Source organism: Vibrio sp. RW (genome assembly GCF_027587105.1).
GTDB lineage: Bacteria > Pseudomonadota > Gammaproteobacteria > Enterobacterales > Vibrionaceae > Vibrio > Vibrio toranzoniae.
In genome coordinates this window covers 155,449-168,361 of the sequence record NZ_JAPPTM010000006.1, presented here as the reverse complement: position 1 = coordinate 168,361, position 12,913 = coordinate 155,449, and the positions used below count along the sequence as shown (strand labels likewise).

12 protein-coding genes are annotated in these 12,913 nt (G+C 44.7%); 10 read left to right on the top strand and 2 right to left on the bottom strand.

The genetic code is table 11. From position 1 onward, the window contains the following. Positions 1-283: 283 nt before the first annotated feature. On the top strand, positions 284-1,618 hold the full coding sequence (locus OCT63_RS07665; RefSeq protein ID WP_269983498.1) for a sphingomyelin phosphodiesterase: 1,335 nt from the start codon (positions 284-286) through the stop codon (positions 1,616-1,618). Positions 1,619-1,657: 39 nt separating this feature from the next. After that, entirely contained in the window at positions 1,658-2,608 is a 951-nt protein-coding gene (locus OCT63_RS07660; protein WP_269983524.1) for a chromosome partitioning protein ParA, read from the top strand. A gap of 4 nt (positions 2,609-2,612) precedes the next feature. Here OCT63_RS07660 and OCT63_RS07655 read toward each other — a convergent pair whose 3' ends face one another. Further along, entirely contained in the window at positions 2,613-3,647 is a 1,035-nt protein-coding gene (locus OCT63_RS07655; protein ID WP_269983497.1) for an AraC family transcriptional regulator, read from the bottom strand. A 147-nt stretch (positions 3,648-3,794) separates the two neighbouring features. Here OCT63_RS07655 and OCT63_RS07650 point away from each other — a divergent pair, with 147 nt between their 5' ends. The 7 genes from OCT63_RS07650 to purT all read left to right on the top strand — a co-directional run bounded on the left by OCT63_RS07650 (position 3,795) and on the right by purT (position 10,966). Next, on the top strand, positions 3,795-4,808 hold the full coding sequence (locus tag OCT63_RS07650) for a DUF2804 domain-containing protein (RefSeq protein WP_269983496.1): 1,014 nt from the start codon (positions 3,795-3,797) through the stop codon (positions 4,806-4,808). A gap of 54 nt (positions 4,809-4,862) precedes the next feature. After that, a complete protein-coding gene (locus OCT63_RS07645; protein WP_269983495.1) occupies positions 4,863-5,711 on the top strand; it encodes a sterol desaturase family protein in 849 nt (282 codons plus the stop codon). Between the two features lie 207 nt (positions 5,712-5,918). Next, positions 5,919-7,343, top strand: a complete 1,425-nt coding sequence (gene sbcB / locus OCT63_RS07640; RefSeq protein WP_269983494.1) for an exodeoxyribonuclease I — start codon at positions 5,919-5,921, stop codon at positions 7,341-7,343. 25 nt (positions 7,344-7,368) lie between these two features. After that, positions 7,369-7,740: a CidA/LrgA family protein gene (locus OCT63_RS07635; RefSeq protein WP_017057447.1), complete on the top strand. Its 372-nt coding sequence runs from the start codon at positions 7,369-7,371 to the stop codon at positions 7,738-7,740. Positions 7,741-7,742: 2 nt separating this feature from the next. Next, positions 7,743-8,420, top strand: coding sequence for an LrgB family protein (locus OCT63_RS07630; RefSeq protein WP_046224077.1), 678 nt, complete (start codon positions 7,743-7,745; stop codon positions 8,418-8,420). Positions 8,421-8,735: 315 nt separating this feature from the next. Continuing rightward, a complete protein-coding gene (cdd, locus tag OCT63_RS07625) occupies positions 8,736-9,623 on the top strand; it encodes a cytidine deaminase (protein WP_269983493.1) in 888 nt (295 codons plus the stop codon). Positions 9,624-9,790: 167 nt separating this feature from the next. Continuing rightward, the gene (purT, locus tag OCT63_RS07620) at positions 9,791-10,966 is read left to right on the top strand and encodes a formate-dependent phosphoribosylglycinamide formyltransferase (RefSeq protein WP_269983492.1); all 1,176 of its coding nucleotides are present in this window, start codon (positions 9,791-9,793) and stop codon (positions 10,964-10,966) included. A 107-nt stretch (positions 10,967-11,073) separates the two neighbouring features. Here the strand turns inward: purT and OCT63_RS07615 are convergent, their stop codons facing one another. Then, on the bottom strand, positions 11,074-11,727 hold the full coding sequence (locus OCT63_RS07615) for a thiopurine S-methyltransferase (RefSeq protein WP_269983491.1): 654 nt from the start codon (positions 11,725-11,727) through the stop codon (positions 11,074-11,076). Positions 11,728-12,051: 324 nt separating this feature from the next. Between OCT63_RS07615 and OCT63_RS07610 the strand changes: the two genes are divergently transcribed. Then, positions 12,052-12,828 (top strand): RelA/SpoT domain-containing protein, encoded by a 777-nt coding sequence (locus OCT63_RS07610; protein WP_161679275.1) that lies wholly within the window; start codon positions 12,052-12,054, stop codon positions 12,826-12,828. Positions 12,829-12,913 lie beyond the last annotated feature (85 nt).

The following is a 12,913-nucleotide window of genomic DNA, read 5'->3' as shown; positions in this document are numbered from 1 at the left end:
GCCTATCACTCACACACTTCTATATCGCAGTCCAAACCTCATCATACATACACCGTCTAGATCAAGACCGCCGCTCATTGATCATACGAATAGCACATGGTAAACAACGAACCATAGACACATATCTACATCTGATTACCATACTCAGTTTCAACCAATAAACTTAACAAACAGAAGTTTGGCATATCTCTCATATTTGAACAAACGCCTAGAGTTATCACTCCAATGTCATAAGTTTTGACTACGTTATTCTAAACATCAATCAGTAAGGATAACGTAACACATGAAAACTCAATGGACTTGGTTAGCTGCACTAATGGCATCAACATCAATCGCCTCGACGTCCGCAATGGCAGATACAGACGTATACCTCACCAACAACACCAATCAAATCATGACCATTCAAGCTCGTCACAGTGGTACAGACTTACTTGAACTCGGTAACGAGTGGCAGCAGCATGTCGAACAAATAGGGCCTTGGGAGACCAAAAAATTGATCAGTTTCAATCGTTGGACTGGCGTAAAATCTGGGGAAACGTATGAGTTTGACACTGTGGTTTCAAATTCCATTGGCGAAAGCGTCACGTTCAATCAAACCATGAAGGGGCACTGGTACAACTCCACCCTGCAACACGGTTTGAGCGCGGCAGACGTGAATTTAACACTGCATGATGATCGCAATATTCATCGTAGCTCGACTAACGCTTTTGATGTGAATACTGAACTCGCGCTTAAAGCCGATTCAACCGCCCGCTACGATGATATTTACTACACCATCACCCCACAGAAAGTGGACGAACAGCCAGAGCCAGACGCCAACACGCTGAAAGTCATGACCTACAATATTTGGGCCCTGCCCGCTATCGCTTCCCATATTGGAGACCGTTATGATCTCATCCCCCAATACGTTAAAGGCTACGACGTGTTGGCGCTTCAAGAAGTCTTTGCCAACGGACGAGGCGAGTTTTTGCGTGAACTCGCGAAAGAGTATCCTTATCAAACCAAAATGCTCGACAAAGATGGTATCAACATCTATGACGGTGGCGTGATCATCGTTAGCCGCTATCCAATTGTTAATGAAGCACAATACGTTTTCCCGGATTGCACGGGAACGGATTGTTTCGCGGATAAAGGCGTGAATTACGCTGAGGTCATTAAGAACGGTCAGGCCTACCATGTGTTTGGCACTCATACTGCTTCGTTCGATACGGACACAGCTCGTGATTACCGACAGCGCCAGTTTAGACAGATGCGAGAGCTTGCACAATCACTGGAGATACCAACATCAGAAACGGTGATTTACAGCGGTGATTTCAACGTGAACAAGCTTAAGTTCCCTGGCGACTACCAACAGATGTTCGCTAACCTGCAAGCCGTTGAGCCAGAATATTCAGGTTATACCGCTTCAACCTTTGATCCTCGCATCAATAACTTTGCTGGCGAGCCTATGTCTGGCGGGGAAAACGTTGAATACTTGGATTACGTGGTGGTGAGTTCAGAGTACGCGCAAAAAGCTCACAACAATAACCGCGTTGATATTCCTCGCTCGACCAGCAGTGAATTATGGAAGCACTACAACCTTTCAGATCACTTCCCTGTTAGTGCTGTCATCAAGTAACGCGGTGAACAGATAATGCATCGAGTTATATTAATCCTAATGCTCGTCGTTGTGACGAGCATTGTTGGCTATTCATGGTCATCAAAATCGATTGAAACACCGCAACCTTCTGTCCAACACACAGAAGAAAAACAGCACGTTTCTAAAGCGACTGATGGCAATCGTCCCATATCCAATACAGCAGGCCGTTCAAACAATTCGGTCTCGCGAGGTAAACAAATCCAAGCGAAAAAATCACACGAAAAAGCGTATGCAGAGAACTTAACTGAACTTAAAGGTAAGGCACTGGTGAATCAACTCGATGAATTTTGGAAACTTTGCCAACAAGTTGATAACTGCACTGAACAACTCGCCCAGTTGAAATCTGACTTACCAGAAAAATGGCTGAAGTTATTGAGTGACTACCCGCAACTTTCTGCCGACTGGCAAGTAGCAGAAAGCGCGATTCCACTCGAATCCATCGACTCTCTGGAAGATCGTGTTGAGCTGTTTAAGCAGTCTGCAGAACAGATTTGGGGAGAGCTAGCCCAGCAGATATTTGCTGATCAATTTACGCATTTGGACTTTACGCTCAGTGCAAGCACACTAAAGGAAGTTGAAGCGACTGATTTTGTGTTGCACTACCAAAAGCTAATCGCTGAATGGGAGAATGAAACAGAAACATTAAACGTAGAGACTCGGTCTCAAAAATACGAACTTGCTGTCTCCTTGCTACCAAACAGCTACAGCTCTAGCGAGTTAGCAACTATCAAGTCAAAACTTCAAGAGACATATTTAGATGAGGCACAAGCCGATAATATTGCCGTGCGCGAACAGCAAATGGCGCAACAACACCAGGCTGTGAGGGCTTATCACGAGCAGCTTGATCAGCTCAAAGCGACCTTAGACTCTCAACGCTCATCAAATTATGCAACTTGGACTCAACAAGAATGGGACAGTTACTATCAACAGCAAGTCACCAATTTCCGGGAGCAGTTTTTTAGTAAGTAACGCTTTAACTTAAACCGTCACGAAACTGCGTGGGCGTTTTGTGCAGCCAGCCTTTAAACGCCCTTCTGAAGTTTGCAGGATCACTATAACCGAGCCTTTCACCGATATCGTCGATGCTCATGGTTGTACCGAGCAGTAGTTCTTTGGCTAACTCAACTCGAACTTCGGTAAGTAAGCCTTGATAGCTCGAACCATGATTTGTCAACTCTCGCCTTAAAGTACGGGAACTACAGCCAAACTCATCCGCGAGTTGTTCAATGTTTGGGAAGTTGCCTGCGGTTTGATAGAAGATCGTTTTGATCTGACTCGTCAGCAGATGCTTTGAATCGAGAGTTTCTACTATCGACTGACAAGAAGCGAGGTAGCGTTTGAGCGTTGTGGTATCACGCGTGGCTAATGTTTGTAATAAAACCGAGGCGTCAAAGTGCAGCTCACAGGTGGTATGCCCGAACGTCACCGGACACTGAAAGCATTCATCATAGAGCTTGGCATAACTTGGTTCAGCATAAGGGAAAGACAATGTTTGAATGGCTAATTGGTCCCCCGTTAACTCCTTGAACAATGAAACAATCGAACTAAGGAAATACTCGTTACAGAATGGAAGTAGCTCTCCTACCTCCAAGGTGTTTTCAATTTGAATTACCGCGTGTTCAGTATCAACAATCAGCTTAACCGAGAATATAGGCCCATTTAATCGCAGGTATTTAAAGCCAGACTTAATAGCTTCGCCTACGTTGTGGCAGGTCGATAATGCATAGCCCAACACACCAAAATGGCTCAAGCTGGCATGTTCTCCCAACCATAGCCCCAAACCATCATGTGGAAAGCTTTGGCTAGCCACACTGAAGATAGACAGTTTATCCGCGTAAGTCAGCTTCCCATTTGGGTTTTGCCAATCTAGGCTTTCTAACCCAGCACTAGCAAGCAGCGTGTCAATGTCGGCGCCTCTTTGCGCTAGTGTATTCAGCAACAACGCAACATCCAATGTGCCTAATTGGTGGCGATGCTCCGTTGGCATGTATTCAACGATAATTTCCAATTGTCCCTCCTTATCAGAACGTGCGCATCACTAATGTGTCGTTGCAAAGTCGTGATTCACCGCAATTTTTGTCCGAATATGACCTCCAAATTTTACGTTACCCGTCGCACAATGCTGTTAATTGTTAAATTTATGTGAACCATCGCAATGATAAAAACGAATCCAGCCCCACACAGTTTGATTGATTTTAATGGTCAGCCGACAATTGGACATTTTGATGGTATCCCTAAACAACTGAATATCGATAACTTTGACTACCGAAATACAATGGATGCAAAAGCAACCCCTTGGCAGAAGCACTTCCATTACAAGCAATTTCAATTTGTAAGCATTGTTACCGAGACACACATCATCGGTGTTGCTATTGCAGATATTCGCTACTTGGGCTCGGCATTTTGTTATCTGTACGACATCGAAAATAACCACCTAGAAGAGTGCTCTTGGTTAAGGCCGTTAGGGTTTGATAAACAGGTGGCTACTTCGCCATTTGACGGTACAACGTCCATTGCAAACCAACGCATCACCTTTGATATTGCAGAAGGACAATGGAAAGTTCGCTTGAGTACCAAGCACATCAAGGCCGATATCACTTTAGAACCTGAGACGAATAGCTTACCCATAGCGATGTGTAGCCCAACGGGTTACTCGGGTTGGACCTACACCCAAAAGCATAACGCATTAAAAGTAATGGGCAGCCTTGAGATTAACCAACAACCTCTTTCCCTAGAGCAAGCTCGTGCTGGTTATGATTTCTCTGCGGGATACATGAGGCGCGAAACCAGTTGGCGGTGGGCGAGCATCAACACACAATCCAATAATGCCGACATTGGCCTCAACCTCGCGGCAGGTGTCAATGAAACTGGAGGATGCGAAAACGTATTGTGGGTGAATGGAACCAGACATCTGCTTAACTCAGTACAGTTTACGTTCAATCGCCAATATGCGGATTTACCTTGGCAGATAACATCACAAGATGGACGCATTAACCTGACCTTTACGCCCCTTAATAACCGCAGCGAAAAGCTCAACTTATGGCTGCTCAAAAGTAACTTCCGCCAGTTTATCGGTCACTTTTCTGGCTCAATTAAAGACAGCGACGGTATAACCCATGAGATCGACAGTGTAATCGGCCTAACGGAAGATCATTTTGCTCGCTGGTAGAAGCAACACTCCAGCTCTGATTCTCAAACACGAGTATACGAATAGGACCCAGAAATGAATTTCGACGCATTGACCAATCACCCGGAATGGCTACTGCTAGTATTAGCCCCTCTATTCGGAATCTGTATGCTGGCCGAATATTTTATTGGTCAGAAGCAAGGTCAATTACCAGACAATTCGAGTTACAAGCTATCGGAAGTCATGTGTAACTTCACGTTAGCAGGCATGCATCAGCTATCCGATTTGTTAACCGGGTTGCTGATCGTTCAGCTCTATCTTTGGCTATTTGGTTGGCGCTTAATGGATATTGAAATGGGAGTGTTGAGTTTCGTTGTATTGATGGTTCTACAAGACTTTTTTTACTACTGGTTTCACAGAGCAAGCCATCGAGTTCGCTGGATGTGGGCTGCACACGTAGCGCACCACAGTTCAGAACGCATGAATTTCAGTACCGCATTTCGTCAGAGTTTCATGTACCCAATCGCGGGAATGTGGTTATTTTGGGTGCCACTAGTCATCATAGGTTTTGATCCTAAATGGGTGGTGTTTGTGGTGCTGCTTAACCTTGGACTGCAGTTCTTTGTGCATACCCAGTGGATACGAAGCTTAGGCCCGATGGAACATCTCTTCAACACGCCATCACATCACCGGGTTCATCACGGCAGAAACCCGCAATACATCGATAAGAACTATGCTGGCGTGCTTATTATCTGGGACAAATTATTTGGTACGTTTGAGCCGGAAGTTGAAACGGTTCGTTACGGCGTCACCAAACCGATAGAGAGTTTCAACCCCATAACGGTGACCTTTCAAGAATGGAAAGCCATATTCAAAGATTTGAGGAACCGAGAGTTAACCATGAAACAGAAAGTCAAATTGATACTATCCCCTCCGTCGGATTAAACGAACAATAGACAGATTGTGTTGACTAAGAAACGGTCTCAACGGAACTCAAAAGCATACCCACGCGACTCGATTGAAGAGTAAAGCACCGTTTTCCGGCAATTTATTTGTGATCTGGGTTGCACGCGTACCACATCCTGTCAGATACTGAGCAAAACTAACCTTTAGCCACAGTAAACGGCCCCCGCTTGCTGTTCAGGAAATTCAATGAGTTCAGATAATCAGCCAACCTACTTCTTTTTCGATTACGAAACATGGGGCGTGAGCCCGGCAAAAGACCGTCCAAGTCAGTTTGCGGGTGTTCGTACCGACCAAGATTTCAATGTTATCGGAGAGCCTTTGGTTATCTATTGCCAGCCTCCTGCTGATTATTTGCCTGCACCTGAGGCCGCATTGATCACTGGTATCACGCCACAAAAAGCAATGACTCAAGGCCTACCTGAACCTGAGTTTATCGCTAAGATTCATGCCGAACTTGCTAAGCCAAACACCACAAGCCTTGGCTACAACAGCATCCGATTCGATGACGAAGTAACGAGATACACCTGTTACCGTAACTTCATTGATCCGTATGCATGGAGTTGGCAAAACGGTAACTCACGCTGGGATCTACTCGACGTAATGCGCGCCGTACATGCACTTCGCCCTGAAGGTATTGTTTGGCCAGAGAATGACGAAGGCTTCCCAAGTTTCAAACTGGAACACCTCTCTGTGGCAAATGGCATTGAACACGAAAACGCGCACGATGCGATGGCCGATGTTATCGCGACTATCGAATTAGCGAAAAAGCTGAAAGCCGCACAACCTAAGATGTTTGATTACCTCTACAACATGCGCCACAAACGTAAATTGAACGAGTTAGTCGACATCGTAAACATGACACCTCTAATGCACGTATCAGGCATGTTCGGCCGTGATTGTAATTACACCAGCTGGATTGTGCCTATGGCTTGGCACCCAACCAACCAAAATGCCGTTATCGTGGTGGATTTAGCAAAAGATCCAACACCTTTATTTGACCTAGATTCAGAAGCTTTACGTGACAGGCTCTATACTAAGCGCACTGAACTTGCCGAAGACGAGTTACCAGTACCAATCAAATTGGTTCATTTAAACAAGTGCCCTATTCTTGCGCCAGCAAAAACGCTGACCGCAGAAAACGCGGAAACTATTGGTATCGACCGTCAGCAATGTTTGAAAAACTTGGCACTGTTACGCGAACATCCAGAAATCCGTGAAAAATTGATTGGTTTGTACTCACACGAAAGAGAGTACGAGAAGAGTGACGATGTCGACACTCACCTTTACGATGGTTTCTTCTCACCAGCCGATAAAACAGCGATGAACATCATTCGTGAAACAGACCCAAACAACTTGGCGGCTTTAGATATTACTTTTAGTGACGAACGAATTAAGCCTTTGTTGTTCCGTTATCGCGCTCGCCACTTTCCATGGACGCTCGACGAATCTGAACAATTGAAATGGGCGAACCATTGTCGTGAGTTTTATGAGAGCCGCTTAGAAGAGTACATGCTGAATCTAGAAAATCTCGCGCACGAACATGAAAGTGACGAGAAGAAAATGGTGATCTTAAAGGCGGTTTATCAGTACGTTGAAAAGTTAGCTAGCTAATTCCATTATCAAGGGGCATGACACTTTGAAAGAAAGATTGATCCAACTGGTTTACTGCTTAATCTCCTTCACCTTAATCATAGGTGCTCTCACAGCAGGAAACGCATTACAGCAATTTTTGGAAACCTCAATTCCCGGTAGTATTTTTGGCATGTTGATTCTGTTTTCCGCCATGGTGATTGGTATTGTCCCTCCACACTGGGTACAGCCCGGTGCCAGCTTGATTATTCGTTTGATGATCTTGTTGTTCGTTCCAATCAGTGTTGGGTTAATGGATCACTTCGAATTGCTTATCGCCAATGCACTGCCAATCATGGCCAGTGCCGTTGGTGGAACGCTCATCGTCTTGGTTTCGTTATCTTGGTTCTTAGACCGCTTACTTTCGAGAGGTAAATAGTCATGTGGATTCTACTGACTATTGTGGTATTTCTTTTTGCTCGTTGGGTAAGCCAAAAAGTGAACTCTCCGCTGTGTAATCCTTTGTTAATCAGCATTGGCATCATTATCCCAGTTCTAATGTTCTTCAAAGTCCCCTTTGAAGCCTATTACGCAGACAACACTTGGATTACTTACATGCTTCAACCTGCAGTTGTTGCACTTGCTTACCCTTTGTATGAACAGTTACCTCAAATCAGAGCTAACTGGCGTATTATTACCTTTGCCTGCACATTGGGCAGTGTGATGTCGATGACTACAACCGCATTAATTGCTGTGGCTTTCAAAGCGGATTTAAGCTTGATTGCGAGTTTATTGGGTAAATCAGTCACCACACCTATCGCGATGGAAGTATCGAGCCATTTAGGTGGTGAAGCAGCCATTGCGGCAATTTTGGTCTTGATTGTCGGCCTATTCGGGGCGATTTTTGCTTACCCTATTTACAACCTGATTGGCATTAAGAGCCCAGTTGCCAGAGGTTTAACCATGGGTACGGTTTCTCACGCGTTGGGCACCGCGACTTGTGCAGAAAAGAACCAAGAAGATGCCGCATTCAGTTCATTGGCATTGGTACTTTGCGGGGTTATCACTTCAATCATTGCCCCTAGCGTGTTTTCCGTCGTGGTTTGGCTCTATTCTTAACGAGCCAGATGACAAGATACGAGCATAAGCCTCCACCAAACAACACTTGCAAGCTCTTTTAATCGCTTACAAGTGTTTTCAAGACCAAATCAGCCCAAGCAGTACTCTGTTTATTTCAGAGTCTGTTTGGGCTTCTTATTTTGGACAATAAATGCGATATCACGTGTTGTTTTCAATCTTGCAATCGATTTCATTTGTGACCTCACTCTAATTATGCAAGGCAATGTAACAATGGGATTCAAATAGTGATAATAATCACAGAAATATCCTGAACATTGCATAAAATTAAAGTCTAAGGTCAATTAAGGATTCAACATGAACAGTCGTATTACCCTGGCGCTGGAAAGTGCTCCCTCTTCAATTCAAGTACTTTTAAGCGACATCGTATTAGCAGACAACTTTGACGCAACATTCTCTCCAGAACAATTTGCCAGCCTACTACAAGCAAGTGGATTAGCGGATGACGAACTGCGTATTGCGTTGCTTCCTTTTGCTGCAGCCTATGCTTACGTACCGCTCTCAAACTTCTATGTTGGCGCAATCGTGCGTGGTTTGTCTGGTACTTTGTATTTTGGTGCAAACCTTGAAATCGCCGGAGCTCAACTTGGCCAAACCGTACACGCTGAGCAATCTGCGATCAGCCATGCTTGGATGAAAGGTGAAGAAGGTATCTCGGATATCACAATCAACTTCAGCCCTTGTGGACACTGCCGCCAATTCATGAACGAACTGACGACAGCAAAAGAGCTCAAAGTTCAGCTTCCACAACGTGATGAAATGTCACTACAAGAATACCTGCCAGATTCATTCGGCCCAGCAGATCTAGGCATCACAACGGGATTAATGGCTAAACTGAATCATGAATATCAGTCGGATGAAACGACCCCGCTTGTCGTCCGTGCCTTAGAAGCGTTAAACCGCAGCCACGCACCTTACACGAAGAACCTAAGTGGTGTTTCACTACAACTGACAACGGGTGAGATCTTCACCGGTGCTTACGCAGAAAACGCGGCATTCAACCCAAGTCTACCGCCGCTACAAGTAGCCTTGGTTCAACTTAAGATGGCTGGCTTCGATTTCGAACAAATTGCAAACGCTGCCTTAGTTGAGATTGCTGATGGTAGCATCAGTCACCTAGCCGATACTCAGTCTACGTTAGAAGCAGTTAACCCCGATATTCCAGTGACTTACTTAGCAATCTAAGTACATCTGGTTAACATTATTTTAAATAAGCAGCCCTACTTTTCGGAGCTGCTTTTTTTATGCCTGTAATGAACGGAACAACCAAAGCAAACGTTTGCTTTTGTCATGCAAATCAGTATGATCACCCCGTTTTCAATCAATCGTTCATAAGGTCGGAAGGAATTTCTATGTTTGGTACTGCTACTCGTGAAAATGCTACTCGTGTACTTCTATTAGGTTCAGGTGAACTCGGCAAAGAAGTTGCTATCGAGTGCCAACGTTTAGGTTTGGAAGTTATTGCATGTGACCGTTACGCTGATGCACCCGCAATGCAAATTGCACATCGTAGCCATGTATTAGACATGTTAGATGGCGATGCACTGCAAGCAGTCATTGAACTCGAAAAACCAGATTATGTGGTTCCAGAAATAGAAGCTATTGCCACCAGCAAATTGGTAGAGCTAGAAGCACAAGGCTTGAATGTTGTTCCAACGGCTAATGCGACGAAACTGACAATGAACCGAGAAGGTATCCGTCGTCTTGCAGCTGAAGAGCTAAAACTGAGCACTTCACCTTACCGCTTTGCAGACACCTTCGAAGACTTCGCCGCTGCTGTTGAATTCGTGGGTATGCCTTGCGTTGTTAAGCCTGTAATGAGTTCTTCAGGCAAAGGCCAAAGCATTATCAGAACTGAAGAAGACATCCAGAAATCTTGGGACTACGCACAAGAAGGTGGTCGTACTGGCGCAGGTCGTGTGATTGTTGAAGGCTTCATCGACTTTGATTATGAGATCACTCTGTTAACCGTTCGCGCTGTTGATGGTGTTCACTTCTGTGCCCCTATCGGTCACCGCCAAGAAGACGGTGATTACCGTGAATCATGGCAACCACAAGTGATGTCAGACAATGCCTTGAAAGCGGCGCAATACACGGCAGAACAAGTGGTTAACGCACTAGGCGGTCACGGTATATTTGGTGTTGAACTGTTCGTTAAAGGCGATCACGTGATCTTCAATGAAGTCTCCCCTCGCCCACACGATACTGGCTTGGTGACTTTGATGTCTCAAGACTCATCAGAATTTGCACTGCACGTTCGTGCCTTTACTGGTTTACCGATCAAAACAATCACTCAGTATGGTCCTTGTGCCTCTGCGGTTGTCCTAGGGCAAGGCACTTCAACGAATATCCGCTTTGAAGGCCTTGCAGAAGCGCTAGACGCACCACAAACGCAAGTTCGTCTGTTTGGTAAGCCTGACATTGATGGTCGTCGTCGTCTTGGTGTGGCGTTAACTCGTCGTAGCAGCACAGAAGCAGCAATCGAAGATGCCATTAAAAGCGCTGCTAAAGTAAAAGTGATTTATTAACCCGCTATTCAATTCTGAACAATAAAAAAGACGGGCTATCGAGCCTGTCTTTTTGTTGGTGTTATCTTTTTATTTGAGCGCTCTTTTCGCTTGAAAGCCCATTGAAATTAAGCATCTGACTCAATCAAATACACTTCTTCACAGAAGCGAGACAAACCTTTCTTCGCAATCTTAGGATGTTCATCATCTGCGATGTCCTGATTCAACAATGTGATCTTATAACCTGCAAACAACTGATCGATTTCTAGCTTAGGCACGCTAAACGGAGGCCCTGCCATCTCGTTTTGATCATAATCCAGAGTCACCAGAAGAATCTTACCACCTGGCTCCAGTAGTTGTTTCAAACGCTCTACATACTGCACTCGCATCTCAGCAGGCAGAGCCACTAAAGAAGCGCGGTCATAAATAATGTCGACAGGCTGAATTGGCGCTGTGAAGTAATCACCCGTGTAAACATTCAGTTCGTCGAACTGGTAGAGCTCATGCTGGCCATTAATTTGAGTCACAGTCGGTGTGTAAAAATGCTCTGAGAAAAATGCGCGAACCGCGATCTGGCTTAATTCAACCCCTTGAACCTCTTCATGCTTAGACGCTAACCAGATCAGATCTTCGCTTTTACCACAAAGTGGAACAAACACACTCTTCTCGTAATTAGGGTTAGTTTTTTCCCAAAATTCAATCAGAAGTGGATTTACATCTTCAAGGTGGAAACCAATTTGGTTGGCTGCCCATTTATTGTGCCAAAATTCAGGATTATTCATCTTTCGTTCATGTTAAACAGTCATACTGCAAGGGTACAGTATAGAGAAGTAAGAGCAACCTTCGCTTGGTTTAAAATTACCAGTTAGACTCGTTAAAAATTAAACACTGACTGAGTTCAACATTCTTAAACAGAAGGGGCAAATGCTTGAATTATTTGTCTATATGTTCACATTTTAAAGCAATATTAAACGTTAGAGTTGGTTTCTACCTTAACTAGCCCCATTTAATACATAGTGAGTTTAGTTAGGCTGTTTTCACTCTTATGCGTTACTGGTTACCCCTTTAGACTATCCGTTTTTGTAACCTTGTATTTTGGAGTTTGAATGAGTGTATTTCTCCGTACGACGGCCCTAATGCTTCTAGTATTGAGCCGAGCGCCTGCATTCGCAGCAGCACCTGTTTCAACGAGTTCAACTGATCAATCGCGCACACCTGCGCAAAACCAAGTTTCATCTAACGTATTCCGCCATAGCCTAAGTGGCCTGTACGGCATTAAAGCATTCGACTCACGTCCGACTCAGCCTTACACTGACTTCGACATTCTTTACAGCAAAGCTCACCAAGCACAAGCTGAGCTAGAAACGATCTGTAAAAGTACTGCCCTACTTACTAATTCAGAAGCCCTATTCGCAGGCGTTAAATCTCAATCTCGCGCCCAAGAAAAGATTGACCTTGAGCTTGATGGCGATGTAACAAGAATTACCGACCTAGCTCGTGCAACGATCATTGCAAACGACGTAGAGAGTTTGGTTGAAGTGTACGAATCACTAAGCCGTGAAGCGGACGTAGTGAAATTGAAAAACAAGTTTAAGTCTCCTGCTGATTCTGGCTACCGTGACCTTAACCTGTTAGTTCGTTTGCCTAAAACCAACATCATTGCTGAAGTTCAGCTTCACTTAAAAGCAATTGCTGATGTGAAAAGCGGCCCTGAGCATGAACTATATGAAATCATCCAAGGCATTGAGCGTCACGCGATTGCAGAAAAACGCCCGATCAATGACATCGAAGCAGCACAAATCAATAACTTGAGACGCCAGTCTCTGGAGCTTTACCAACAAGCATGGCAGCCGTATATCACAACTCACATCAAAGCGGCATAACGCGTCTACAACTGTAATCTAATAGATACTAATAAGGGCTGAAGTCACAGCCCTTTATTTTCTCTTTGTTCTAGATACAAAAAGA

Bases quoted from the DNA above. Each gene is read 5' to 3' on its own strand.
- OCT63_RS07660 (WP_269983524.1), top strand. From the start codon at position 1,658: ATGCTCGTCGTTGTGACGAGCATTGTTGGCTATTCATGGTCATCAAAA.
- purT (WP_269983492.1), top strand. From the start codon at position 9,791: ATGTTTGGTACTGCTACTCGTGAAAATGCTACTCGTGTACTTCTATTA.
- OCT63_RS07665 (WP_269983498.1), top strand. From the start codon at position 284: ATGAAAACTCAATGGACTTGGTTAGCTGCACTAATGGCATCAACATCA.
- OCT63_RS07645 (WP_269983495.1), top strand. From the start codon at position 4,863: ATGAATTTCGACGCATTGACCAATCACCCGGAATGGCTACTGCTAGTA.
- OCT63_RS07630 (WP_046224077.1), top strand. From the start codon at position 7,743: ATGTGGATTCTACTGACTATTGTGGTATTTCTTTTTGCTCGTTGGGTA.
- cdd (WP_269983493.1), top strand. From the start codon at position 8,736: ATGAACAGTCGTATTACCCTGGCGCTGGAAAGTGCTCCCTCTTCAATT.
- sbcB (WP_269983494.1), top strand. From the start codon at position 5,919: ATGAGTTCAGATAATCAGCCAACCTACTTCTTTTTCGATTACGAAACA.
- OCT63_RS07650 (WP_269983496.1), top strand. From the start codon at position 3,795: ATGATAAAAACGAATCCAGCCCCACACAGTTTGATTGATTTTAATGGT.
- OCT63_RS07610 (WP_161679275.1), top strand. From the start codon at position 12,052: ATGAGTGTATTTCTCCGTACGACGGCCCTAATGCTTCTAGTATTGAGC.
- OCT63_RS07615 (WP_269983491.1), bottom strand. From the start codon at position 11,727: ATGAATAATCCTGAATTTTGGCACAATAAATGGGCAGCCAACCAAATT.